The sequence below is a fragment of the Paraburkholderia sediminicola genome (assembly GCF_046030555.1).
GTDB lineage: Bacteria > Pseudomonadota > Gammaproteobacteria > Burkholderiales > Burkholderiaceae > Paraburkholderia > Paraburkholderia sediminicola_E.
On sequence record NZ_JAQQCH010000008.1, the window covers coordinates 217512 to 243412 of the forward strand.

A 25901-nucleotide genomic window follows, 5' to 3' on the forward strand; every position below is an offset into this window, starting at 1 on the left:
TCCACAGACGAACTCGTCAAGATCCTGAAAGCAGGCAAATATCATGGTTACCGAGCAATTCGATTACATCATTGTGGGCGCCGGATCGGCCGGATGTGTATTGGCCAACCGGCTCACCGAGGACCCTGCGGTCCGTGTTCTGGTACTGGAATACGGCGGCAGTGATCGCAGCGTCATCATTCAGATGCCGAGCGCGTTCTCGATGCCTATGAATACGTCCAAGTACAACTGGCGTTATCAGACCGCCCCCGAAGCGCATCTGAATGGCCGCCAGTTGCACTGCCCGCGCGGCAAGGTGCTGGGAGGGTCATCGTCGATCAACGGCCTCGTCTATATTCGCGGCCACGCGTGCGACTTCGACGAATGGGAGGAGCTTGGCGCGCGAGGCTGGGGTTATCGCAACTGCTTGCCCTATTTTCGTCGCGCGGAGAGCTACAAGTTTGGTGGCGACGAGTACCGGGGCGCGGAGGGGCCGCTGTCCACCAATAACGGCAATAACATGGCGAATCCGCTGTACGGTGCGTGGATCGAGGCCGGCGCGGAGGCCGGCTACATCAAGACGGAGGACTGTAATGGCCATATGCAGGAAGGCTTCGGCGCGATGCATATGACCGTCAAGGATGGCGTGCGCTGGTCCACAGCAAACGCTTATCTACGTCCCGCGATGAAGCGGCCCAATCTGACCGTGGTCACTAATGCGATGACACGCCACGTGATTCTCGAGGGCAAGCGCGCTGTCGGGGTCGCGTACGATCAGGGCGGGGTCACGCGTACCGCGCGATGCCGTGCGGAGGTATTGATCGCCTCCGGTCCGATCGGCTCGCCCCACTTGCTGCAACGCTCCGGCATCGGGCCTGCCGAGGTACTGCGCAAGGCGGGCATCGCGGTTAAACACGACCTGCCGGGCGTGGGCGAGAACCTGCAGGATCACGCGGAAATTTATATCCAGTACGCCTGCAAGGAACCTGTCACCCTGAACTCGAAAATGGATCCGTTCAGCAAATTCATGATCGGGCTACGCTGGCTTTTGTTCAAGGATGGCCTTGGCGCCAGCAACCATTTCGAGGCGGGTGGATTCATCCGCTCAGAAGCCGGGCTGCGCTGGCCGGACATTCAATTCCATTTCTTGCCGGCAGCCATGCGCTATGACGGCGACAAGCCGTTCAAGGGCCACGGGTTCATGGTGCTGACCGGGCCGAACAAGCCGAAGAGCCGAGGCTATGTGCGATCGACGTCAGCCGATCCCTATACGCACCCGGAGATCCGCTTCAATTACCTGGATCGCGAAGAGGACCGCGAAGGATTTCGACGCTGCGTCCGGTTGACCCGGGAAATCATCGGTCAGCCGGCGATGGATCGCTTCCGCGATGCCGAACTCGCTCCCGGTCCGGACGTGCAAACAGATGAGCAGATCGACGCCTTCGTCAGGGCGAACCTGGAAAGCACGATGCATCCGTGCGGTTCGTGTCGCATGGGAGAGGACGCTATGGCTGTGGTCGACTCCGAGTTGCGGGTTCACGGTATCGAGGGCTTACGGGTGATCGATTCGTCGGTATTCCCGACCGAACCCAATGGCAATCTGAATGCGCCGACGATCATGCTCGCCGAACGTGCGTCCGACCTGGTCCGGGCGGTGTCCATGCTGCCCGCGTCCGACGCGGACGTGGGCCTGGCCGAGGGGTGGGAGACGCGGCAACGCACGCATGCGCCGACGCGAAATTTGCATGTGGGGTAGGGTGGAGACCGGTGCCAGGAACGGAGATTTCTTTCTCAGCAGTAGCGCTGATCAGGGATTTTAACCAGGCTTCGCATCGACTTCCGTCGCAGCATAATCCGCAAAGATAGACTCAGCTAGCGCTTTCGCCCGCGACACAGCGGGCGAAAGCGTTCGCGCTGCGAGGGTGACCGAACCCAACCGGGCAGCACGTTCGAGAGGCGGATCCAGCGGCACTTCGACCAATACACCGCGCTGAATCGCGCTTCGGAATACAGACCGGTTGCCAAATACGACCACTCTTGCGCCGGTGGCCGCAGCTTCAACATCGCGGAAATCATCGCTCCGGAATGAAATGACAGAGGCGATGGACCGTTCGAAATACTCGCAAAGGTCAGCCATCGCCCACGGTGACAACTCGATGGAACCTATTCGGTGACTCAGGAGTTCGTCACGAGGCACGACCGATCGCTTTGCGAGCGGGTGGTCGGGGGCGCAGAAAAATCCACTGGGCCAGCGAGGCAGCGGACTGAGATGCAGATCGCTTCGGTCCTCCAGCAGCGCTATGTCTCCGAAAAATATGTCAACCTGCTCGTCGAGAAGCAGGCGCAACAAGGCATCCCGGCCACCTCTCTTTATGCTCACCTGCAACTGGGGTGCATGCATCAAGAAATAGTCAATGAGCGGCTGCGTCAGCAGGATCGCAGGCGTTGCGCCCAGGCCGATCGACAACTCGCCATATTCGCCGAGTTGCATGAGAGCAAGATCTCGTTGCAGTTCGTTTGCTTCCAGAACGATTCGGCGCGCTCTTTCCGTAAAGACCTTGCCGAACGGCGTCAACGACACGCCGCTTGGGCTGCGCTCGAAAAGCGTAAGGCCCAGTTCGGCCTCAATCGACTGAATGCTACGAGACAACGCGGGCTGACTCAGGTTCACGTCGATGCTGGCGCGACTGAATGTCAGATGTTGCGCCAGGCTCAACACATGACGAAGTTTCCGGATATCCACGAGTGTCTTTGACTAAATAACGAAAGGTGTGAACCGGGGCACTTCCGTGCAATTGGCGACCGGGACATCATACTTTTCTGTAGATCTGACTGTGGGAAATGGGCGCGTGCCACACAGTCTTGCAGACCCCTATCCCAGGATGGACCACGGTGGACATGTATAGCACGATACCGGCGAACCACGAATCCGCGTAACACACGAACACGTGTGTAGGTAGGTTGACTACTGGGGAATCCCGCCAGCGGAGGACTGCACCCGTAGGAGCAATGCTGGTTCGACGCCGGCCACCCCAAGGGTAACTCCCTACGGGAAGGCGACGTACCCCGCGCGATGAGCTGAGGCCCGTTGGGCAAGGCTATGCGCACTGTGCATAGGCTGTCTGGATATTCGCATTGGCCACGCCCAATTTCTCCACATAGCATGTTTCACCAGAAAGGACGACATTCACGCCCGGTTCGCGCGGACGCTGGCTAACACCACGACCTGCCGCGCCGGGCATTCCTCAGATAGAGAGAACGAAGCATGCATATCAGCTCGCGAATTCAAACACTAGCTTCCGACATGAGAGCATGGCGGCACATGATTCACAGTAAGCCGGAGATCGCATTCCGGGAGCACGGCACAGCCGAGTTTGTTGCTGCGCTTTTACGCGGTTTTGGTGTCGAGGTCCATACGGGAATTGGACAGACCGGCGTTGTGGGCATTATCCGCGGCAGACTCGGCGATGGGCCGACTATCGCGCTCCGTGCCGACATGGACGCGCTGCCAATGAACGAGCAGGGGCGGCCTGCTTATCGCTCCGTTTTTGAAGGCGTGTTTCACGGCTGTGGTCACGACGGGCATGTGTCCATTCTCCTGGGAACGGCCCGCTATCTCGCCGCGAATCCATCGTTTCGTGGAAAGGTCCTGTTGATATTCCAACCGGCGGAAGAGATCGTTCGCGGTAGTCAGGCGATGCTGGACGATGGTCTGCTGGAGCGATTCCCGTTTGATGAAATATATAGCCTTCACAACGATCCGATGTTGCCGCCGCACAAGATCGGTGTGCGCGCGGGAGCGCAACAGGCCTCCTCGGACTTCTTCACGATCCGCGTCAAGGGCGTAGGGACGCATGCAGGTATGCCGCACCTCGGCGTGGATCCTATTACGATTGGCGCGGCCCTGGTCTCTTCGCTGCAGACAATCGTCAGCCGGTCCGTCAACCCGTTGGAAAGCGTAGTGATTACCATCGCGCGCTTTCACGCAGGCGATGCTCCCAACGTGATCCCCCATGAGGCCGTGCTGGATGGAACGGTCCGAGCGTTGTCTGCCGCATCGAGGGAACTCGCCATTGAGCGTATTCACGCTATCTGCAAGGGGCTCGAGTTAGCTAATCGTACGCAGATCGATATTGAATACTCGAATAGAACACCGCCGATCATCAATAGCGAAGGCCCCGTGGCATGTGTGATCTCAGCAGCCCACGAAGTGGTCGGAAAACATAATGTCATCGAGAGCATTGCACCGCTCATGGCGGGCGACGATGTAGCGAATTTCCTCGAGGCCCGACCTGGATGCCACTTCCTGCTCGGGCAAGGTGGGCGCATGTGTCACCACCCGGAATACGACTTCAACGACGATGTGGCGCCGATAGGTGTTGCCGTGTTCGTGGCCGTACTTCGCTCAAGGCTCGGTGTAGAGATCGAGGATCAGGTCACAGCAGAATCGGTCAACGAAGGCGCGCGCGAAACAACCGGTTTTTGAAGAGTAGGAGCTGGGCGGTTGACAAGGGCTCGGGTCTCGTCTTCTGATCGTCCGCTTCGTTTCGAAATAAGTTCCGACAATACGCATTACATGGAGACAAGCATGGCGACTTCAGATTCCCCTTCCAGAAAAGGGGTGTTGATAGAGCGGCGCTCAATTGACTATATCCCGGACAACGAACGGCACGGTAACCCGCTAAGCCAATTTACCCTTTGGATAAGCGCTAACCTGACCGTTACGTGTGCGGTCACGGGTGCACTGACTGTCGTGCTGGGCGGCGATGTGTTCTGGTCGCTGGTGGGTCTGTTCATTGGCCAGTTGATAGGCGGTGTGGTGATGGCGCTTCACGGCGCCCAGGGCCCGCGGATTGGCCTTCCGCAGATGATATTGAGCCGTGTCCAGTTCGGCGTGTACGGCGCGATCATCCCGCTGGTACTGGTCTGCATCATGTACATTGGCTTTCTGACGGGCGGGACGGTTCTGACGGGGCAGGCCGTTGGTCAATTGCTACATGTGAGTACCACCCACGCGATCCTGATTCTCGGAGCGCTTGTAACGATGCTAGCGTTGTTTGGCTATAAGACCATTCACGCATTAGGGCGCGTCTACAGCGTGGTGGGCGGCCTAACCTTCGTTTATCTGTTCGTTAGCCTCCTGCACGGACACGATGTTTCGATGTTGTTGAGCACCCGGCACTTCACGTGGCCAACATTTCTCTTTGCCGTGTCGTTATCGGCCTCATGGCAGATCTCGTACGGTCCGTACGTGGCGGACTACTCCCGTTACCTGCCAAAATCAACCTCCCCATTGGTAACCTTCCTTGCGGTTGGCATTGGCTCAGTGCTGGGATCCCAGTTCGCGATGACTTTTGGCGTATTCGCCGCAGCAATTGCTGGGGCGCAATTCGCTGGTCACGAAGTTACCTTCATGGTGGGGCTCGGTTCGGCCGGTGCTATTGCTGCGGTGCTTTACCTGGCGATCACGCTCGGGAAGCTCATTGCGTCAACGCTTTGCGTGTATGGAAGCGTCATGTCAGTCGCCACAATTACAACCGCACTAAACGGCAAGCAGGTCATTGGAAGAGGGTCGCGCCTCGTTATGATACTTGCGGTCGTCACGATATATACAGGCCTCGCGCTTGCGGCGAATCACAGTTTTCTTAGAACATTCACCGAATTTATTTTGTTCCTTTTGGCGTTTTTCACGCCGTGGAGCGCTATCAATCTCGTCGATTACTACTGTGTTTCCAGAGAGTACGTTGACATTCCTGCATTGTCCGATGTGAATGGTCGCTACGGGAAGTGGAATGTTCAAGGCATTGCGATCTACGTAATCGGTGTGGTGGTGCAGATTCCATTCCTGTCAACTGAGTTTTACACCGGCCCTCTCTTCAATCTGCTCGGTGGCGTCGACATCTCGTGGATTGTCGGCATCGTGATACCCGGATCGATTTACTACTGTGTTACTCGAACCCACCGTGTAGGCCAAGCCGGGCAAACCATACGCGTGGACAGTCTCTAAGCCGAAGTCTCCATTTAGGTGCGTCGCTGTCGGAAGCTGCCTCATGCGCATTCATGCGATGAGGCAATCCGACGGAGTCAGCACGTCGATCGTCTTCCTTGAAGTTCCTTCTTTGAACCGGAATAAGAAATGAAACGCCATGTATTGCTAGGTGGCTTTATAGGTGCATTTGCGCTCACGGGACATGCGCAATCGAGCATTACGCTCTATGGTCAGATTGACAACGGCATTTTCTATTCAACGAATCAGGGCGGCAATCATGCGGTTCAATTTGTTGCCTCACCTACCGAAACGAGCGTATGGGGCTTACGCGGCGCGGAGGACCTCGGTGGTGGAAACAAGGTCATTTTCAAACTGGGATCTGCCTTCTCGACAGCCAACGGGACAACGTGGCCGAGTGGCCGGCTTTTTGGGGACTACGCGTGGGTGGGTCTCAGCAACAACACAGCCGGCACGTTGAAGATGGGGCGCATGCTGGATTCCGTTGGGGACTATCTGGGAGATTTCGCGGCGGGAGGAAATTGGGGCGGCGTCCTTTACGCACACCCACTGGATAACGATAACCTCTGGGGAACCTATATGGCGAACAACGCCATCAAGTACCAGAGTATCAGTCTGGCAGGTCTGGAGTTCGGCGGCATGTACGCGTTTAGCAATAAGCCGGCTTCGACTTCAGGCTCAGGATCTGGATTTACGGATAACCGATTGTGGGCAGCCGGTGTGAGGTATTCGGCCGGGCCGACGAGCCTCGCGGTGGTATACGAGCAACTCGATAATTCAGGCGACGATGTGCCTGGCTCGTATGGCGCGGTAGATGTCGCTGATGCAAACTTTACCGCTGCAAGGCAACGGATCTACGGGGTAGGGGCCAGCTATGCGTTCGATCACATCGATCTGAGCGCCAACGTCACGCGAACCGTTCTTTCCTCACCCACCGGCGAATGGCAGAACACCCAGTTCGCAGGGGCAAATTCAATGAGCTTCAACAACTACGAAATCAATGCGGTCTACCATGCGACGGCGTTGCTGGATCTAAAAGGTGCATATACCTACACCACTGCCAATGTTAGCGGGAGATCGCCGCACTGGAATCAGCTCGGCCTGCTTGCTGAATATGCCCTGTCTAAACGAACAAGTCTGTATGCAGATGGTGTCTATCAACGGGTTCACGGGGACGGGTCGCAGTTTTCGTATGCCCAGATCAATAGTCTTTCCTCAGCCTCGGGCGACTCGCAGGCATTGCTCGGCGTGGGCGTGAAGCATCGATTCTAAAGACCATCTAGTAGCTCGACGCGCGCCCCAGCACGCGATCCTTACGATGGATCAGGCTGAGCGCGAGGCGAGGTAGCGCGATATCGAGTGCAACGCGCTCCAGCGTGCCGCGCTCGATTTCCTCGTTTAGCTGAAAGTCTGGCCAGACGCTCACCACCCCGGCCTCGCTGTTCCTGCTCGGCCCGCGCGATCTCAGTAACGACGGTGCGCACACGCCTGAGCAGCGCTTCGCCATACGGCAACTCGCGTAACGGCTCGGCGGTAGGCCGATGCCCGAGACGCCTACCGGATTTGTGACTGGTTGGTCATGTCGCGCGAAGCATCACTCAAAATCTCAGGGTTTGCATGGATGCAGCCCAAGCCTCAAATTTGTATGATGACCCGACAACATGATCCATCGGGACATCCATGTTCGACAAGATTCCTGCCCGCGCGCTGAGCGATACCGTCGCGCAGCAGTTGCTCAAGCAGATCGACAAAGGCACCTTCGCGCACGGCGGCAAGCTGCCGACCGAGGCGGTGCTGGCGCAGGAGTTCGGCGTGAGCCGCACGGTGATCCGTGAAGCGATTTCGCGGCTGAAGAATGAGGGCGTGGTCGTGCCGCGTCAGGGCAGCGGCGTGTTCATCGCGGCGCACGGCGCGATCCGGCCGCTGCGCATCGACTACGCGGAAGCGGTTGAAGCGGGCTCGGTGCTGCAAATTCTCGCGCTGCGGCGGGCGATCGAGGCGGAAGTTGCCTCGGAAGCGGCCATGCGCCGCAGCGATACGGACATGATGTCGATCGACGCCGCCCTCGCCAGAATCGACGCAGCGGTGGCCGAAGGCGAGAACGGCGTCGCCGAAGACGTCGCTTTCCACCGCGCAATCGCGGCGGCCACCGGCAATCCGTATTTCCTCAAGACGCTCACCTTTCTGAATCAGTACCTCGAAGCCGGCACCGTGGTCACGCGGGGTAACGAAGCGCTGCGCGATGATTTTTCGCGTCAGGTGCGTGAGGAGCATGCGGCGATCGTCGCGGCGATCCGGGCAGGCGATCCAATGGCGGCGCGCAATGCGGCAAGCGCGCATATGTACAACGCGGCACGGCGGCTCGCGGAAGCGGGCATTTGCTGAACTGAACTGAACAGAGCCGGTCCCGCCGGGTTGGGTTCTCCCCGGCGCTTGCGGCTCACTAACGGAGAGGTCACGCATGTCCAGAAATGTCGGTGTCATCGGTCTCGGGGCAATGGGCATGGGCGTCGCGCGCTCGCTGCTGCGCGAGGGCTTTCAGGTCCACGCATGCGACCTGCGCAGCGAGATTTTGCAAGCATTCGTCGATGCCGGCGGTGTGGGCTGTGCGTCGCCCGCCGAGCTTGGCGCGCAATGCGAAGTGGTCGTCACGCTGGTCGTCAACGCAGCTCAAACCGAAGCCGTGCTGTTCGGCGCGCAGGGCGCGGTCGCCGCGATGAAGCCGGGCAGCGTGGTGATTGCGAGCGCAACCGTGGCGCCGGACTTCGCGATCGAACTCGGCAAACGCGTCGAAGCGGCCGGCTTGCAGATGCTCGATGCGCCGGTGTCCGGTGGCGCGGCGCGCGCCGCGACCGGCGAAATGACGATGATGACCTCCGGCCCGGACGCCGCTTACGCCGCGTGCGAGGACGTGCTGGCCGCGATGGCGGGCAAGGTCTATCGGCTGGGCCCGGCGCTCGGCGCGGGTTCGAAAGTGAAGATCATCAATCAGTTGCTGGCCGGCGTGCATATCGCCGTGGCCGCCGAGGCGATGGCGCTCGGTTTGCGCGAAGGCGTCGATCCTGATGCGCTGTACGAGGTCATCACGCATAGCGCGGGCAATTCGTGGATGTTCGAGAACCGCGTGCCGCATATTCTGAGTGGCGATTACACGCCGCTCTCGGCGGTCGATATTTTCGTGAAGGATCTCGGCTTGGTGCTTGATACCGCGCGTCGCTCGAAATTTCCGTTGCCCTTGTCCGCGGCGGCGCATCAGATGTTCATGATGGCGTCGACGGCGGGGTATGGCGGCGAAGACGATTCCGCGGTGATCAGGATTTTCCCCGGCATCGATTTGCCGGCGGCGAAGTAAGCGCGGAGCCTGCCATGACCACTCCGTCCAGAGGTGCGTTGCTCGGCTGCATCGCCGACGATTTCACCGGTGCCACCGATCTCGCCAACATGCTGGTGCGCGGCGGTATGCGTACGGTGCAGACCATTGGCGTGCCTGCGTCGAACGATGTCGTTGAAGCCGATGCATTGGTTGTCGCGCTGAAATCGCGCACGATTCCCGCCGCCGACGCGGTCGCGCAATCGCTCGCCGCGCTCGACTGGTTGCGTGCGCAAGGATGCCGCCAGTTCTTTTTCAAATACTGTTCGACGTTCGATTCGACCGACGCCGGTAACATCGGTCCGATCACGGACGCCTTGCTCGACGCATTGTCCGCCGACGCTGGCGCAGGGGCTTTCACGATCGCCTGCCCGGCGTTTCCTGAGAACGGCCGCACGGTCTATCGCGGCTATCTCTTCGTGGGCGATACCTTGTTGAACGAATCGGGCATGGAAAACCATCCGCTGACACCGATGCGCGATGCGAACCTCGTGCGCGTGCTTCAGCGGCAAACCGGATCGAAAGTCGGCCTCGTGCGTTACGACGCAGTCGCGAAAGGCGTGTCGACCGTACGCGACGCCTTCGATGCATTGCGCGGCGACGACGTGCGAATGGCGATTGCCGATGCGGTATCGGACGCGGATCTGTATGTACTCGGCGAGGCATGTGCCGACCTCACGCTGATCACGGGCGGCTCCGGTGTCGCGCTGGGCCTGCCGGGCAATTTCCGTCGCGCCGGTTTGCTCGCGGAAGGCAACAATGCCGCGCAGTTACCGCGCGCCGGAGGATTGTCGGCGGTGCTGGCCGGCAGCGCGTCGAAAGCGACCAACGCGCAAGTGGCGGCCTGGCGCGCAACACGTCCCGCGTTCCGCATCGATCCGCTGGCGGCGGCGCGCGGCGAGCCGGTGGTCGAGCAGGCGCTAGCCTTTGCACAGCCGTACCTGGATACGGGCGAGCCTGTGCTGATCTACGCCACCGCCACGCCCGACGAAGTCAAAGCGGTGCAACACGCGCTCGGTGTCAACGAAGCGGGACATCTGGTCGAATCCACGCTGGCGTCGATCGCACGCGCTTTGCGTGAGCGTGGCGTGCGCCAGTTCGTGGTGGCGGGCGGTGAAACCTCGGGCGCCGTGGTGCAGGCGCTCGACGTGCGCACGTTGCGGATCGGCGCGCAGATTGATCCGGGCGTGCCCGCTACCGCGACAACGGACGCCGAGCCGCTTGCGCTCGCATTGAAGTCCGGCAACTTCGGCGCGATCGACTTTTTCGAAAAAGCACTGCGTCACCTGGATGGAGCCGCGCAATGACCGGCACGCCTGCACTTCACACGACGAACGAAGCACGAGTCCGCGAGGAAATCTGCGTGACCGGTGCGAGTCTCTATCAACGCGGCTACACGGTGGGCAGCGCGGGCAATATCAGCGCGCGCCTCGACGACGGCTGGCTGATCACGCCGACCGATGCCTGCCTCGGCCGGCTCGATCCGGCTGATATCGCCAAGGTCGATGTCGACGGCAATGCGGTGTCCGGCGGCAAGCCGTCGAAAACGTTGGCGCTGCATCGGGGCATCTATGCACGCAACGGCGAAGCGCGCGGCATCGTCCATACGCATTCGACGCATCTGGTCGCATTGACGCTCGCCGGCGTATGGCGCGACGACGATGTTCTGCCGCCGATCACGCCGTACTACGTGATGAAAGTGGGCCACGTCCCCCTGATTCGTTACAGGCGTCCCGGCGACCCGCACGTGGCCGACCAGATCGCGGCACTCGCGGACACCGTTCGCGCGGTTTTGCTCGAGCGCCTCGGCCCGGTGGTGTGGGAGCGTTCAGTGGCGCATGCGTCGTATGCGCTTGAAGAACTCGAAGAGACCGCGCGCCTGTGGCTGATGACGAACCCGCGACCCGCGCCGCTCGACGATGCGGCGCTCGAAGAACTCCGGACGATGTTTGGCGCGCGCTGGTAGGCGCCGGGAAAAGTAGGACCAGGTGGCGCTGCCATGCTGACAGACAGGTACTGACATGCAGGCGATCGACGCGATGGCGGTTTGGCCCAAGGAGGCGGACCCATCCATGGCGGGATCGAAATCTTGCCCGCGCAGCATGCATTCATTCATTGCGGCTTGCGCGCACTGAATCAAATCGTTTTCAAGGAGTTGTTGCCATGCCTCACTTCGCCGCCAACCTGACCATGATGTACAACGAGCACGCGTTCCTCGACCGTTTCGCCGCTGCGGCAAAAGACGGCTTCAAGGCCGTGGAGTTTCTGTTCCCCTACGATTTCCGTGCCGGTGAAATCAAGGCGCGGCTCGAAGCGAACGGCCTGACGCAGGCGCTCTTCAATGCGCCACCCGGCGACTGGGCCGCGGGCGAACGCGGTATCGCTTCACTGCCGGGCCGCGAGGACGAATTTCGCCGCAGCGTTGAAACCGCGCTCGACTACACACGCGTGCTCGGCAATCGCAAACTGCATGTGATGGCCGGCTTGATCGGCGCGGATCAGTCGCGGGCGAAGCATCGCGAGGTGTATCTGAAGAATCTCGCCTATGCCGCCAAGGCCGCGCAAGCGGAAGGTATTACTCTGGTGATCGAGCCGATCAATACGCGCGATATACCGGGGTTCTTTCTGAACCGTCAGGACGATGCCCAGGCAATTTGTGCGGAAGTGGGCGCGCCAAATCTCAAAGTGCAGTTCGATTGCTATCACTGCCAGATCGTCGAAGGCGACCTTGCAGTGAAGCTCAAACGCGATATGGCAGGCATTGGCCACATTCAGATTGCCGGTGTGCCGGAGCGCCATGAGCCCGATATCGGCGAACTGAATTATCCGTATCTGTTCGATCTGATCGATACGCTGGGCTATGACGGCTACATCGGTTGCGAATACCGGCCGCGAGCCGGCACGGCGGCAGGGCTCGATTGGCTCAAGCCGTATCTGAACGCCGCTCGCTAATACAGACGAAGCAGGGACACAGCACATCATGAAAGTATTGATTACCGGCGGCGCGGGTTTTCTCGGTCAGCGTCTCGCGCGTGAGCTATTGGCGCGCGGGTCGGTGAAGGATGAGCACGGCAACTCGCAAGCGATCACCGAACTGGTGCTGCTCGACATGGTGCACGGAAGCGATTTCGGCGACAGCCACGTGCGTACGGAAGTGGGCGACATCGCCGAACGAAGCGTGCTCGACAGCGTGATCGACGACAGGACCGCAGCAATCTTCCATCTTGCCGCGATCGTGAGCGGGCAGGCCGAGGCGGATTTCGATCTCGGCATGCGCATCAATCTGGACGCTTCGCGCCTGCTACTGGAAACCTGCCGGCAGCGCGGGCACAAGCCGCGTGTGGTATTCACGAGTTCTGTGGCCGTGTACGGCGGCGATCTGCCTGAGGTTGTGCAGAACGACACCGCGTTGAATCCGCAATCGTCGTATGGCGCGCAGAAGGCGATCGCGGAATTGTTGCTCAACGATTACACGCGGCGGGGTTTCGTCGACGGCCGGGTGTTGCGGCTGCCTACCATTAGCGTGCGGCCGGGCAAACCGAATGCGGCGGCGTCGTCGTTTGCGAGCGGCATCATTCGCGAACCGTTGAACGGCGAAACGGCGGTATGCCCGGTAGCGGGCACGACGCGCGTGTGGCTGCTGTCGCCGCGCAAGGCGATCGAAAGCCTGATCGCCGGACTCGAACTCGATGCCGCTGCGCTCGGCAACCAGCGCGTGCTGAATCTGCCGGGGATTTCGGTCAGCGTCGACGAGATGGTGGCGGCGCTGCGCGAGGTGGCGGGCGAAGAGACCGCGAAGCGGGTCGTGTGGCAGCCGGATGCGCGGATCGAGAAGATTGTCGGCAGTTGGCCGGGGCAGTGGGATCCCTCGCGTGCCGAACGGCTCGGCTTGACCGGCGACCGCAGCTTCGCCGATGTGATTCGTGCCTATATCGCGGACGAGCGGATTCAGACCCGCTGAGCGCGCGTATCGGGATTGGTATTTCAGCGCGATCCTGGACAGCAGAACGGTCCCAGGCCTCGTGCCGGCAGGGCTAAAAGTCCGTTTGGCGGCACGAGCGCGTCAATCTTCAGATCCTTTGCGTCGCCATTGCAATCGGGCCGACAGCATGCGCGTTTTCCCTGATGCGGCGATGGCTTTGCTTGACATGATTTCGCGCACGCGCCTATTATCGGGTCTAGTTGTTCGATATATGACCGTGAGTTCGTATAAAGAACAAACGGCCACAGTCTTGGGCCTACCGTTCACCTTCCTGCGCTAAGCTGAATTGACGTGACGGCTGCCATGCGGCCATTTCTCATTTCCCATTGTGCTCACCGGGTCGATGCTGCGAAGCATCCGGCTCGCGCCACGCGCAGGCGGCCGGCGCCGCTGACGGATACCGGAAGCGGCGCAGCGCACGCAGCACACCAACTGGAGACATCCTATGACCGAAGCATTCCTGTGCGACGCAATTCGCACCCCCATCGGCCGCTATGCGGGTTCGCTGTCGTCGGTTCGCGCCGACGATCTGGGCGCGGTGCCGCTCAAAGCGCTGATGGAGCGTAACAAGAACGTCGACTGGAACGCGATCGACGACGTGATCTACGGCTGCGCCAACCAGGCCGGTGAAGACAACCGCAACGTCGCGCGCATGTCGCTGTTGCTGGCCGGTTTGCCGCAAAGCGTGCCGGGTTCCACGGTGAACCGCCTGTGCGGCTCGGGCATGGACGCCGTCGGCATCGCCGCCCGCGCGATCAAGTCGGGCGAGGCCGCGTTGATGCTGGCCGGTGGTGTCGAAAGCATGAGCCGCGCGCCGTTCGTGATGGGCAAGGCAAGCAGCGCGTTTTCGCGCCAGGCCGACATCTTCGACACGACGATCGGCTGGCGTTTCGTGAACCCGTTGATGAAACAGATGTACGGCGTCGATTCGATGCCGGAGACCGGCGAAAACGTCGCGACCGACTACAGGATCAGCCGCGCCGATCAGGACGCATTTGCGCTGCGCAGTCAGCAGAAAGCCGCACGCGCGCAACGCGACGGCACGCTCGCGCAGGAAATCGTCGGCGTGACGATCGCGCAGAAAAAGGGCGATCCGATCACCGTGTCGCAAGACGAACACCCGCGCGAAACCAGCCTTGAAGCGCTCGCCAAACTAAAGGGCGTAGTGCGTCCGGACGGCACCGTCACGGCAGGCAACGCATCGGGCGTGAACGACGGCGCAGCGGCTTTGCTGCTTGCCAACGAAGAAACCGCGAAGCGCTTCGGTCTTACGCCGCGTGCGCGCGTGCTGGGAATCGCAACAGCAGGTGTCGCGCCGCGCGTGATGGGCATCGGCCCGGCGCCCGCCACGCAGAAGTTGCTGGCTCGCCTGAACATGACCATCGACCAGTTCGACGTGATCGAACTGAACGAAGCATTCGCCTCGCAAGGCATCGCTGTGCTGCGCACGCTCGGCGTCGCGGATGACGACGCGCGCGTCAATCCGAACGGCGGAGCGATTGCGCTCGGCCACCCGCTCGGCATGAGCGGCGCGCGTCTGGTCACGACCGCGATGTATCAACTGCATCGTACGCAGGGCCGTTTTGCGCTGTGCACGATGTGTATTGGCGTCGGTCAAGGCATCGCGATCGCTATTGAACGGGTGTAAATGGATTGCGGTCTGTGCCGGGAAGCGTCGCAGCGTCGTGAGTATTGAGGCTGCGCGGATAGCGCGCCTGTGACCGCATGATGAACAGCCCCCTCGCTCAGGCGACGGGGCTGTCTTATTTTGCGCAGTGCATGAATTCACTGTCTATTGAGTTTGTGTTTAATCGATGTTAATGACGCTCACCGATTTCATTGCAGCGAATGCCGTTGATCAAAAGAATAATGAACAATCGCGCTGTCATGCAGTATGCGTTTAATGCTTTTCGCATATTAAGAATTGTCTCCGCATATCCATGGTCGAGAAATTTAAAGCGGCACTGTCAACCGGTAAGATGCCGCTGCGACGACGCGTCGCGGCGCTTTCGCATCACGTTGCGCGCTGATTCGAAAATCACGACATAAACAATCGTAGCTTCTTGTAAGGCATGTACAATCGTTGCGCCGTACCCCGCTTTAATAAGCGACATCCTGAAGATGTATGTATTCGCGGTGTTAATCGGCATCCTGTAGTTTCAGATCGCCGCAACGCCGGATCGAACAATTTCTCGAGGAGAGCGTAGATGAAAGCAGCGACGATTGGAGCAGCGTTGGTGGTAGCGGCTTTCGCCGCGGCGCAACCGGTGTGGGCGCAAGATGCGATGGCCAGTGCCGCACAGGGCATCGTCAGCGCAGTGCAACCGGTGCATGTGAAGGCGGAGATCGTCGGTATCGATCCGGGCAGCCGCACGCTCACGCTCAAAGGGCCGGGCGGCAATGCGGTGGTCGTGCTGGTGAGCCAGCAAGTCGCCGGTTTCGATCAACTGAAGATCGGCGATCGGGTGGACGTGTTGTACAAGAATGCGTTGCTGGTGAAGGCCGACAAGGTCACCGGCGCGGACAAAGGCATTCGTGCCCGCGTCGATACGCAGGTCTATGCCCCGGCCTCGGGTGGTTATGAATCCGCGCGTCAGGTCGAAGTGCTCGCCACCGTGCAGAAGATCGACCACAAGAAGCGCCTCGTTACACTGCGCGGTGCGTATCAGACGCAAACGCTTGAAGTCGGACCGGACGTCGATCTGAAGGGCGTCAAGGTCGGCGATACGATTCATGCGGTTTTCGTTTCAGCCGCGGCCGTGCAGGTGACGCCGCAATAGGCGGCGCGGTAACTGCCATGCCAGTAGGCGGCACCCGTCCACACAGTGCGACGCAGCCGCGCAGCACGGCGTACGTGGTTCCTTGAAACCGGCATGGCTGACCGGCAAACACCCCTCACTGCAGGGGTGTTTGCTTTTCTGCGGTACGAAGGCTCGACCATCACGTCGCGACGAGGCACGTTACCGGACCGCCGGCGCCTCCAGCCCCAACCCTGCGAGCCGTCCTAGCCAACGCCTGACGAGGCCAGGCCTGATGGGCATCGCGTAGCTCAATGACACACGCGCGGTGCGTTCGCCATCCGCGCTGAGCCACATGCGTTCGCCGCGTTGCACCCGAAACTCGTTGCCCGGTTCGAGCCAATGATCGTAAGGCGAGTTGACGCGCGTGAGCCATAGGCGCGCGCCTTGCACACGGAGCGTGCTGTCGGCATCGGCGCGCCATGTGAGCGTTGCGCCTGGCACTACGGAAAAATGCACGACTACCTTCGGCAGACGCTCGTCCTCTTGATATGCGGACAGACTTGCGTCGTCATCCATGCACTGCGGGCTTGCCTGATCCATCTTGCTCTCCGTCATCGAGCCGGAAGACGGAGGAGGCACCCACAAAACAAAAGGCCCCTTCCGTTACCGGCGGGGCCTTTGGGTCTTGTTTTGCAGATTCAGACTGCTAACGCGCACATGCTCCCAAATGCCTGCCGATCGTGGCATGCATTGTTCGGGTTTTAATCGCGAGGGCGATGGAGGCGTGCGTCAACATGCGAATGAGTGTGCCGTTTTGCCGCATGTCTTGTCAATAAAAAGATCGCAATGGATTCAAGCAGCAACGCGAGGCGTACAGGGTCAACGCGTCTTGCTTGCCGCGACGCTGCGGCGAATCTGCGCGGCGAGTGCGTTTCGCAATGCGTAGCGTTTGCGGCGGGTCGCGTTGCCGGCATTGTCGCCCTGGCGTTCTGCCAGATAGCGCGCCGGCGGCGCGAGAACGAACCAGCCATTCCAGCGCGCGAGCGCTCCGCACTCGATCGACAGTCGATCGTAGTCGGCGGCCACGCGGCGCTTTCTCAGGCAATAGCGCCAGTTCGCGTAGACGTGCGCCTGCTTCGAGACGATGAAGGTGCCGCCCGCATCGAGCGCCGCGGCGACACATTGCGCAAGGTAAATCACCAGCACTTTCGGCCGCAGTCCGCACCACCGCTTGGTGAGCGCGCGAAATAGCTCGCGGCCGTTGACCGAGTGGTCCGGGCCCTGTACGGAGCCGATGCACAGACGTGGCCGCCGTACTTTGCCGCCGAGGTAGGCGAGACTGAACGTGCAGGAGACGATGCGCTGGTCCCGTGCGTCGCGGATGCACAGGGTCCAGTCGCCTTCCTTCTGAAACTGTTCGATCGACTCGAGCGACACATGCCACCGTTCGGCGCCTACGTCGAAAAAAGCGATCGGCGCCGAGCCGTCTGCGGCGATGCGCGCAGCGAGTTCCGGCACGCGCTGCTGTGTTAGCGCATGATGATCGAGGCTGGCCGTGAGGCGTTCTCGCGGGCTGAAGCGGGTATGGAGGAACGGCCGGTGCATGCGCTCGAGCGCAGTAGGATGACGTTGCACCAGATCGTGCAAAGGCGAAATGGCGCAGCGTTGGAGCCATACCTGCGTCGAGCGCCACGACATCAGCGAGCGCAGCCACAGGCGCATGCGGCGCCAGCGATGAAATACGCCGGTGCCGGGATAGAGTGCATGCGCGGCTTGCTGAATGACCGCAAAGGACGCAATGGCTCTCGCGAACCATGGCGAGCGGGGGCGGGCCCCTTCGTTGGAAACAGTCGTCACGGCAGATCCTTGGGCTCTTTCGACCGAGGGGATGCTAGCGGCGCGGATTGCGCGTCCGTGTCGAATTGCTTGTGCGTTTGTCGAGTTTTGTCGAGCGTGTCGCACGATGTGCGGCGCATCCGCTATGCTGTGCGTCGAGCCGACTCGTCCGGCAGTTGTCCGCGCGGTCTGCGCCGTACCGTTGCCTACCGCTATTGAAACAGTCAGCCCTGAACGATTCGTCCCATGCCATTCCGGATCCTGCTTGTCGAAGACGATGACCGCCTGTCCGCCCTGGTCGCCGGTTATCTGCGCAAACACGAATACGAAGTCGAGACCGTGCTGCACGGCAACGACGCCGTGCCTGCCATTCTCAAGCGCCGTCCGGACCTTGTGATTCTCGACGTGAACCTGCCTGGCAAGGACGGTTTCCAGATTTGCCGCGAGGCGCGCGAGCAATTCGACGGCGTGATCATCATGGTGACCGCACGCGACGAGCAGTTCGACGAGGTGCTGGGCCTGGAATTCGGCGCGGACGACTACGTGCATAAGCCTGTCGAGCCACGCGTGCTGCTGGCGCGCATCAAGGCGCAATTGCGCCGCGTGACCGCGCGCACGCCGGAGGCTAGCCAACCCGAGAGCTACACGTTCGGCAAGTTCGAGATCAGCCGGGCAAACCGCACGGTCAAACTGCCGGACGGCAGCTTGCCCGATCTGACATCGGCCGAATTTGATTTGCTGTGGGCGCTGGTGAGTTGCGCGGGCGAGGTCGTGAGCCGCGATGAGTTGATGCGGCAACTGCGCGGTATCGAGTTCGATGGCCTCGACCGCACGATCGACGGCGGCGTTTCCAAGCTGCGCCGCAAGCTGCATGACGACGCGGGCACGCCGCAGCGCATCAAGACGGTGCGCGGCAAGGGATATCAGTTCAGCAAGCTGGCATGGGATTAACGGTGCTCGCAGCGGCCATCGTTGCGACGGGGTTCCGGTTCCGGTGAGATGACGTCGCGTTGAGTTTCGATTGCGTAATACGTCGAAATATCGGCCGACAAAACTCCACAAACACCGTCTCAAATTGACAGTCATTCGAGGCGGTGATGATTAGCATCGCAAGCTTGTGCAACGACAGGCTTAGTGATGTCCGCTCGCGTTTCCCCTCTTTCCCGCCATGCTGTGTTGATGATTCACGGCTTGGGTGGCACGCGCCATGATTTCGGCGCGCTCGACCGCAAGTTCGAGCAGATCGGTTGCGACGTGCATTTACCGTCGCTGCCGGGCCACGGTTCGAACCCGGACGCGTTGAGCCGCGTGACGTTGAGCGACTACATGCAATTGTTGAGCCGCACGTACCGTGACCTGATGGGGCGTTATGAGCGAGTCGACGTGGCGGGCATTTCAATGGGAGCGTTGCTTGCATTGATGCTGGGTGCGCGCGAGCGCATGACGACGGGGCGCCTGATTCTGCTGTCGCCGCCCTTATTCCTTGACGGTTGGGGCGGTTCACGTCTGCGACCCTTGCGCTACCTGATGTATTGCGTGCCGGGGCTACGTCGATTGATTCGCGTGCCGGAGGGCGAGCCGTTTGGCATCAAGAACACGCGCATCCGCAACCTGATTCGCCGCCATTTGCAGAAGGGGAGCGGCATCCACTATCCGTACGTGCCGTTGGCGGCGATTGAGCAGGTCGACTGGATGCGCTTCGCGGTGAAGCGGGCCTTGGGACGTGTGACATGCGAGACCTTGGTCATGCATTCGGAGGAGGACGAGGTGACGAGCATCCGCTCCGCGGAATTCGTGTGCGAGCACTTGGGAAGTCGCTCAGTGACCTTTGTGCGCTTGACCGACAGCTACCACATGATCACACTAGACAACGAGCGTGACACGGTAGCGGAGCGAACACTGGCATTTGTACAGAGGACGTAAGGGCAACAGGAATCGCACAGAGGAAACAAGGAACAACCGGAAAAGCAGGCAAAAACGCGCACGAGAGCAAAGTGAACTACCAGCGGCCGGTTAAACGGCCAGCGGCAGCCGGAGGAACCAAGCGAACGTCCCGGCGGTTTTAAGAACTACGCGTCGGCGCGCGCAGCGCCGCCGGAAGAATGACACCCTTGTCACTCACGTGGAATGTGCGAGAACACAGATTCCAGATGCACCACTACTGCAACTGCGCGGGGGACCCGCTTAAGAACTAGCGGTGTGAAGCCGCTTTCTTTGCTTATCTTTCTTTGCGGCGGCAAAGAAAGTAAGTGCCGCCCCGCACAGGGGCGAACACCAATAGACCACAACCGCAACAAACAAAGCGAAGAAAACAAAGCGAAGAAAACAAAGCGAAGAAAACAAAGCGAAGAAAACAAAGCGAAGAAAACAAAGCGAAGAAAACAAAGCGAAGAAAACAAAGCGAAGAAAACAAAGCGCCGCCCCGCACATGGGCAAACACCAACAGACCACAACCGCATCAAAAAAAGCGAAGAAACCAAAATGCCACCCCCAGCGGAGCAAAAAAAACTAACCCCCTACCGCTATGGAAAATGGCGCTGGCTCCGCTTCCGCCGCAACTGGACAGACACCAGAGCAGACAGAATCCCCAGCTGGTCGCGCCTATACGTCCGCGTCTACACACGCCTGCTAACACTGACACTGCTAGTCCTGGCAGCATCAATAACAACCTTAAACCTGACACTAAAAACGTCGCCATCGCTCTGGCAAGCACTAATCACAGCAAAAGCGTCGATACCCATCGCATTGGTCACACTACTGCTACCTGCGATAACAGCCTACCGCTGGATGCGCCCAGTCTGGCTAGACCTCGTCATGGTCCGCGAACGCGCAATCGACTTCACGGGCGGCCGCTTCAACACCCGCGCCCGCGAATCGCACAGCGTCATCATCGGCCCACTGGCCCGCACGCTAAACGCCTTGGCCGAGCGCATGGAACGCCTGATCGCCGCGCAGCGCGAACTCACCAATGGCATCTCCCACGAACTTCGCACGCCCTTGGCCCGCGTGCGCTTCGCGCTGGAAAACCTCCGCGAGCCCGCCTCCGCGGCCGAATACAACAGCGCGTTGGAAAGCATCGCCCAGGACGTCACCGAACTCGACGAGCTCATCGACATGAGCCTGACCTACGCGCGCCTCGAATACAGCTCCCTGCAATCCAACCTCGAATCCACCGTGCTCACGGCATGGTTCGACAGCCAGATTACCGACGCCACGCTGCTGTACGCGGACAAGCAACTCGTTCCGCAAGTCGACGTGGACACGTCGCTCCGCGTCGTGATGGACAAGCGCCTCATGTCCTACGCAATGCGTAACCTGCTGCGCAATGCCAGCAAATACGCACATTCGCGGATCATGGTCGGCCTGAGCGTCAAGCATGGCAACGTGGAAATCTATGTGGAAGACGACGGCGCCGGCGTGCCACCCGATCAACGCGCGCGCATTTTCAATGCCTTCGTGCGACTCGACCGCCAGACCGGCGGCTACGGCTTAGGTCTCGCGATTACGCAACAGGTGCTGCGCGCCCATCACGGCCGTATCGCCGTGACCGATCCATTGACGCTCGGCGGAGCACGTTTCGAAATGAGCTGGCCGATCGGCACGGTGGCGTGAACCCCCCTTCCTACGCAGCGTCAATAGGTATGTCCCAACTGAAAGTAGAAGTTATGGCGGCCGCCCGGTGCAAACGCGACGCCCAGATAGATCGGTCCGAATGAACTGGTCAGCGCGGTGAAAGCCGTCACGCTGCGCTTTAGCGGTCCGCTTCCGAACTGCGAATCGCGGTTCCAGACATTCCCGGCTTCAATGCTCAATCCCGCATACAGGCCACGAATCGGCGACGCGTTAAACGTGGCGAGCTGATTCATATACGTGACCTGGCCGTACGCCATTGAATTGCCGGACAGCTGATCGGCGGCATAGGCCGACAGATGCTGAAAACCGCCCAGCGTGAAGCCGAATGGATTCGTCAGGTTGGTGCCGCCGAAGTCGTTACCCGCTTCGATACTGGCGTTGATGCTATGCCGGCCGTAGCTCGCGGCGACAATGGTTTTGCCGTACACCTCGGTGAAACTGTCGCTGCCCGCGAACAGCGAACGTTCTACGCGTAGCTCGCCGAAATAACCTTTGCGCGCAAACAGTGGATCGTCGAGCTGATCGATCACGAGACGGGCGCGCGCGCTAAGCTGCCGGCCGTAGATATCGGGGAACAGCAGCGGCGAGTTAGGTCCGTCCTCGAGCGGCAAGTTGTATTGCGGCGAGGCAAAGCCATGCGCGTATGCCACACCGATCCGGAAGTCGCCGAGGCGCGCGAGTGGCAAACCCAAATCGACCCCGACGCGTTCGGTCTGCAAGCGGTATTGCGTGACCTTGACGTCGCCGGAGTCGTCGTAGAGGTTGGCGTAGCGGCGCTGGAACTCGAGATAGGGCGCCACGTAATAGCCGAAAGAACTCGACAGCGGCTGCCGCAGCTCCGCATGCAGATTAATCAGGTCGCTGCCGACGGTCCCGTCCACCCGCCCTTCGAGCCCTGACGAAGTGAGCCACGGCCGGCGATAACCGAGATGCAGCCGGAAGCCGCCTTCATCTGTCGAACTGCTCGACAGACCGAGTCCGAACAGCAGGAAATTCGGTCCCCACTGTTTCTGCTGCGCGACGATCACGAGCTTGTGTTCGTCGCCGTCGTCGACGAGTTGCTGGCTCACGCTGTCGAAATCGCCGGCAGTGGAGAGCGCCAGCAAGTCCTTGTTGAGTGCGGCGGGATCGTACACGTCGCCGGGTTTGACATGCAACGCGGCACGGATGCGCGCCTCGGGCACTACGCCTTGCGAGGCGATCTCGATCTGCGTGATCCGCACCGGATGCGCCGCGGGCACCGCGTGCCGGGCGCGCCACGCGGCGTAGTCGGCGGGCGAGAGCGCCAGATGCTGAAGCTGCGGCAGTGCCGCGCGTGTGGCGGCGGCGCCGGCCGCGATCGCCTGGCCCGCGTTGGCGAAATCGGTGAAGCTCAGCGAGCCGAGTGCCGGTTCGATCAGTACGTCACCGGCTTGCAACTGTTCACGTTGGCGCGCAACGTTCTGATGAATCAGGATGCCGATCATCTGCTGCATCACGTCGGCGGGCGAAGCCAGTGCATCGAGCGGGCGCAGCGGCGAGCCGATATCGACGGCGATCACGACGTTCGCGCCCATGTCACGCGCCGTTTCGATGGGCAGATTGCTGACGATGCCGCCGTCCACCAGCGTGCGCCCGTCGATATCGGCCGGCGCGAACAGGCCGGGCAATGCCATGCTGGCGCGAATCGCCTGCGGCAGCGAACCGTGATCCAGCACCACCTTCTGGCCGGTGCGCAGATCGGTAGCGATGGCCCGATAGGGAATCGGCAGCCGGTCGAACGACACGCGTCCCGGCACGGAGGAGGTCCAGTCCTGCAACAGCGCTTGCAAACGATTGCCCTGGACGAGCCCCACCGGCAAGCGGAAGCCGTTAGCGCCGTAGCCGAGCGAAAGGCTATTCACATACAGCCGCTCGTCCTCGCGGCGCGATTGCGGCAGATCGGCGCGTTCGGTAACGTCGAACGCGATGTCCGCGAGATTGATTCCGGTGAGGCGTTTTTGCATGTCCTGCGCGGTCATGCCGCTCGCGTACAGGCCGCCGACTACCGCCCCCATGCTGGTGGCGGCGATACAGTCGACCGGAATGCGGTTTTCCTCAAGCACCTTCAATACGCCGAGGTGTGCGTAGCCGCGCGCGCCTCCGCCTGAGAGCACGAGACCGACGGATGGGCGGGCGGCCGGCCCGGCTTCGGCGCCGCACGCGGATTCGGCTGCGAGAGCGGGGCGTGCGAAGGCGGCGATCCCGCACGCCAGTAGCACCACGGTGCAGCGCAAACGAAGAACGGTAGGGCGGCGCCACGTGTGGGCCGCCGTTTGTTGTAGTTGTTCGCTCGCCGACGCTCGACTCATCTGTTTTGACGCAGGAAGAAAACCGAGAGATTACATCGTTTTGCCCCGGTAAAAACAGGTGATTTTGCATAAACGCGGGTTTACGGGAAAGCGTAGTTCCGGTGCTTTTTATCTTGCATCGCGACGGCTTGTGTCCTGCGGCCTCAAGCGTTGTCCATGAAACAGCGATTTTTTGTGAAACTGATAAGCCAGGCCGGAACGATGGGTTCCCTGATGTCGTCACATGCAGGATAGTCGGCGGCTACCCCGTTGGGCGTCGCTGCGCGACTGTATCCTGTCATAGGTGCACCAGGGCGAGAGGGTCCGCCACGCCTGGAGGAGAGAAACGATGAAGAGAGAACCCAATCGCTGGATCGGCCGTCATGTGTGTCGGGCCTTGCTCGTCACTTTCGCGCTCAGTTCTGTTTCGAGCGTCGCGGCGAGCTTCGATTGCAATCGGGCACGTATGCCGGACGAAAAGGTCATATGTGCGTCCCGGCACCTGAGCGAACTGGATGTCGAGATGTCCGTGCGCTATCAGATGTTGACGGGCCTTGTGGCAATGGGCACGCGTGGGGACATGCAGGATGAGCAACAGGCGTGGCTGAAAACAAGGAAGGTGTGTGGCGGAAATCAGGCGTGTCTGGCGACCGCTTACGGCAATCGCATTCAAAGGCTCAAAGATGAGTACGCGAATCTTGCGAGCCGCGGGCCATTCTGACGAGCAGCCGACGGCATCGGCACGAACGTCCCGCGCTCCATCATTAGCTAGCGGCGCACCAACGCACGCACGGCCCTCGCTGCCATCGGGTGCCCCATATCCGGCGCAACGAAATGAGCCACTTTACGCTCGGCAAGGTTGACCGTCACATAGTCGTTCGGCGCTTTCGTGTTGAGACCGTCGGACGCCGAGTGATATTCGATACGTAATTGCGTCGTGGTGACGACCACGCGCAGATAACCGTAATTGGTATCGTCGTAGTTTTCCAGTACGACCTGATCCGTGGTGGCCGACGCCGACTGCATGACCTGTGGCGCGCGGATGGCGGGTGCGCCCTGCGCGGCGAGCTTGATCAAACCATGTCCGCCGTTGCCGCACACAAGGTAGGGAATCTGCGTGCCGTCAGCATTTCGCGTGCGCGTGAAGCGCTGATAGTTGTGAGCGTGGCCGGAAAGAAATGCATGCGGCCACACGCCGTTGGCTTCGCACACCTTGTCGATCTGCGCCAGCATATCGACGCTCGATCCATGTCCGCCTGCGCAGTACGGCGGATGATGATCCGCAATCAACAGTGCGCCGGCGAACTTCTCGGCTTTGACGCGCTTGAGCGCGGCGTCGAGAAAGTCGAGCTGCGTGCGTCCGATGGTTGGATCTGAAATCACACCGGGATCTTCAAGCGTGTTGCTGTAAATCACCAGCACGCGCACGAACGGCGCATCGAGCGTGAAGAACACGCCGGGCTGGATTTGCGCGGTGCGCGACAATCCGCCGGCTTCGGGCGAAACGGTGAACGTATCCGCGCAAAAATTTCTCAGGAACGCGGTGAGACTCGCGGCGTGCGCTTCCGGCGAAACCATGCCGTCGTGGTTGCCGGCGCAGGCGAGGATCGGCGCGGGGTAGTCCCGATACGGTTCGTAAAACTGATCGTAGTAGTACTTTCCTTCGCCGAAGCTATAGACGACGTCGCCGAGTAACAACGCGAACTGCGGGACCTCACTGGCATTGGTTTCGTTGAAGTCCGCAGTCAATTTGTCGGCGACTTCGTTTTGGGTCGCCGGACCTTTCGTATTGCCGCAATCGCCTAGCGCGTGAAATACCAGTTGTCCGTTGGCTGTGATTCTGTCGATGGCGGTTGCGTTGCCGCCCATGACTTCGGCCAGGGTGAGTTGGGGCTCCACGCCGCCTCTCGGCGCGGGAAATGGCAGCGGAAACAGTTTGTGCTCGGCATTGAGCTTGTCGATCTCCTTGTAGGCCGTATCGTCCGATGGATGGGGCACACGAAACACCGTGGGGTCCGCGGTCGGCTGAGGCTGGGCGAACACG

22 protein-coding genes are annotated in these 25901 nt (G+C 60.7%); 16 read left to right on the forward strand and 6 right to left on the reverse strand.

The genetic code is table 11. The annotated features are described in order from the left end of the window. Positions 1 to 43 precede the first annotated feature (43 nt). A complete protein-coding gene (betA, locus tag PQQ52_RS14450) occupies positions 44 to 1735 on the forward strand; it encodes a choline dehydrogenase (protein WP_408212128.1) in 1692 nt (563 codons plus the stop codon). A gap of 60 nt (positions 1736 to 1795) precedes the next feature. On the opposite strand, the gene PQQ52_RS14455 is transcribed toward betA, so the two are convergent. Continuing rightward, complete coding sequence (locus PQQ52_RS14455; RefSeq protein ID WP_408212131.1) at positions 1796 to 2722, reverse strand: LysR family transcriptional regulator; 927 nt, start codon at positions 2720 to 2722, stop codon at positions 1796 to 1798. Between the two features lie 561 nt (positions 2723 to 3283). On the opposite strand from PQQ52_RS14455, the gene PQQ52_RS14460 reads away from it, so the two are divergent. From PQQ52_RS14460 to PQQ52_RS14470, 3 genes are all read left to right on the forward strand, one after another. Beyond that, the gene (locus tag PQQ52_RS14460) at positions 3284 to 4465 is read left to right on the forward strand and encodes an amidohydrolase (protein WP_408212275.1); all 1182 of its coding nucleotides are present in this window, start codon (positions 3284 to 3286) and stop codon (positions 4463 to 4465) included. 102 nt (positions 4466 to 4567) lie between these two features. Then, positions 4568 to 5986: a purine-cytosine permease family protein gene (locus tag PQQ52_RS14465; RefSeq protein ID WP_408212134.1), complete on the forward strand. Its 1419-nt coding sequence runs from the start codon at positions 4568 to 4570 to the stop codon at positions 5984 to 5986. Between the two features lie 129 nt (positions 5987 to 6115). Further along, positions 6116 to 7258, forward strand: a complete 1143-nt coding sequence (locus PQQ52_RS14470) for a porin (protein WP_408212136.1) — start codon at positions 6116 to 6118, stop codon at positions 7256 to 7258. Between the two features lie 7 nt (positions 7259 to 7265). Here the strand turns inward: PQQ52_RS14470 and PQQ52_RS14475 are convergent, their stop codons facing one another. Then, the gene (locus PQQ52_RS14475) at positions 7266 to 7412 is read right to left on the reverse strand and encodes a hypothetical protein (RefSeq protein ID WP_408212139.1); all 147 of its coding nucleotides are present in this window, start codon (positions 7410 to 7412) and stop codon (positions 7266 to 7268) included. A 254-nt stretch (positions 7413 to 7666) separates the two neighbouring features. Here PQQ52_RS14475 and PQQ52_RS14480 point away from each other — a divergent pair, with 254 nt between their 5' ends. The 8 genes from PQQ52_RS14480 (at position 7667) to PQQ52_RS14515 (ending at position 16118) form a co-directional block, all read left to right on the forward strand. Then, the gene (locus tag PQQ52_RS14480) at positions 7667 to 8371 is read left to right on the forward strand and encodes a FadR/GntR family transcriptional regulator (protein WP_408212142.1); all 705 of its coding nucleotides are present in this window, start codon (positions 7667 to 7669) and stop codon (positions 8369 to 8371) included. 76 nt (positions 8372 to 8447) lie between these two features. Further along, positions 8448 to 9338: an L-threonate dehydrogenase gene (gene ltnD / locus PQQ52_RS14485; RefSeq protein WP_408212145.1), complete on the forward strand. Its 891-nt coding sequence runs from the start codon at positions 8448 to 8450 to the stop codon at positions 9336 to 9338. A gap of 14 nt (positions 9339 to 9352) precedes the next feature. Next, a complete protein-coding gene (otnK, locus tag PQQ52_RS14490; protein ID WP_408212148.1) occupies positions 9353 to 10663 on the forward strand; it encodes a 3-oxo-tetronate kinase in 1311 nt (436 codons plus the stop codon). Next, positions 10660 to 11322, forward strand: coding sequence for a 3-oxo-tetronate 4-phosphate decarboxylase (gene otnC, locus PQQ52_RS14495; protein WP_408212151.1), 663 nt, complete (start codon positions 10660 to 10662; stop codon positions 11320 to 11322). Before otnK ends, otnC begins: the two co-directional genes overlap by 4 nt. A gap of 197 nt (positions 11323 to 11519) precedes the next feature. Continuing rightward, complete coding sequence (otnI, locus tag PQQ52_RS14500) at positions 11520 to 12308, forward strand: 2-oxo-tetronate isomerase (protein WP_408212153.1); 789 nt, start codon at positions 11520 to 11522, stop codon at positions 12306 to 12308. A 28-nt stretch (positions 12309 to 12336) separates the two neighbouring features. Continuing rightward, positions 12337 to 13317 carry a D-erythronate dehydrogenase gene (denD, locus tag PQQ52_RS14505; protein ID WP_408212156.1) on the forward strand — a complete coding sequence of 327 codons (981 nt, stop codon included), beginning with the start codon at positions 12337 to 12339 and terminating at the stop codon, positions 13315 to 13317. A gap of 466 nt (positions 13318 to 13783) precedes the next feature. Then, complete coding sequence (gene pcaF / locus PQQ52_RS14510; protein WP_408212158.1) at positions 13784 to 14986, forward strand: 3-oxoadipyl-CoA thiolase; 1203 nt, start codon at positions 13784 to 13786, stop codon at positions 14984 to 14986. Positions 14987 to 15545: 559 nt separating this feature from the next. Next, positions 15546 to 16118, forward strand: coding sequence for a hypothetical protein (locus PQQ52_RS14515; protein ID WP_408212161.1), 573 nt, complete (start codon positions 15546 to 15548; stop codon positions 16116 to 16118). Between the two features lie 180 nt (positions 16119 to 16298). On the opposite strand, the gene PQQ52_RS14520 is transcribed toward PQQ52_RS14515, so the two are convergent. Next, positions 16299 to 16679 carry a DUF2917 domain-containing protein gene (locus PQQ52_RS14520; RefSeq protein ID WP_408212163.1) on the reverse strand — a complete coding sequence of 127 codons (381 nt, stop codon included), beginning with the start codon at positions 16677 to 16679 and terminating at the stop codon, positions 16299 to 16301. Positions 16680 to 16958: 279 nt separating this feature from the next. Continuing rightward, complete coding sequence (locus PQQ52_RS14525) at positions 16959 to 17936, reverse strand: DUF535 family protein (RefSeq protein ID WP_408212166.1); 978 nt, start codon at positions 17934 to 17936, stop codon at positions 16959 to 16961. 225 nt (positions 17937 to 18161) lie between these two features. Here PQQ52_RS14525 and PQQ52_RS14530 point away from each other — a divergent pair, with 225 nt between their 5' ends. The 3 genes from PQQ52_RS14530 (at position 18162) to PQQ52_RS14540 (ending at position 21527) form a co-directional block, all read left to right on the forward strand. Further along, positions 18162 to 18866, forward strand: a complete 705-nt coding sequence (locus PQQ52_RS14530; protein ID WP_408212168.1) for a response regulator — start codon at positions 18162 to 18164, stop codon at positions 18864 to 18866. 186 nt (positions 18867 to 19052) lie between these two features. Next, positions 19053 to 19838: an alpha/beta hydrolase gene (locus PQQ52_RS14535; protein WP_408212171.1), complete on the forward strand. Its 786-nt coding sequence runs from the start codon at positions 19053 to 19055 to the stop codon at positions 19836 to 19838. Between the two features lie 558 nt (positions 19839 to 20396). Beyond that, positions 20397 to 21527 carry an ATP-binding protein gene (locus PQQ52_RS14540; RefSeq protein ID WP_408212278.1) on the forward strand — a complete coding sequence of 377 codons (1131 nt, stop codon included), beginning with the start codon at positions 20397 to 20399 and terminating at the stop codon, positions 21525 to 21527. A gap of 20 nt (positions 21528 to 21547) precedes the next feature. Here the strand turns inward: PQQ52_RS14540 and PQQ52_RS14545 are convergent, their stop codons facing one another. Next, the gene (locus tag PQQ52_RS14545) at positions 21548 to 23878 is read right to left on the reverse strand and encodes a patatin-like phospholipase family protein (RefSeq protein ID WP_408212173.1); all 2331 of its coding nucleotides are present in this window, start codon (positions 23876 to 23878) and stop codon (positions 21548 to 21550) included. 328 nt (positions 23879 to 24206) lie between these two features. On the opposite strand from PQQ52_RS14545, the gene PQQ52_RS14550 reads away from it, so the two are divergent. Beyond that, complete coding sequence (locus tag PQQ52_RS14550) at positions 24207 to 24578, forward strand: lysozyme inhibitor LprI family protein (RefSeq protein WP_408212175.1); 372 nt, start codon at positions 24207 to 24209, stop codon at positions 24576 to 24578. Positions 24579 to 24625: 47 nt separating this feature from the next. Here PQQ52_RS14550 and PQQ52_RS14555 read toward each other — a convergent pair whose 3' ends face one another. Then, complete coding sequence (locus tag PQQ52_RS14555) at positions 24626 to 25900, reverse strand: metallophosphoesterase family protein (RefSeq protein WP_408212178.1); 1275 nt, start codon at positions 25898 to 25900, stop codon at positions 24626 to 24628. Between the last annotated feature and the right edge of the window lies 1 nt (position 25901).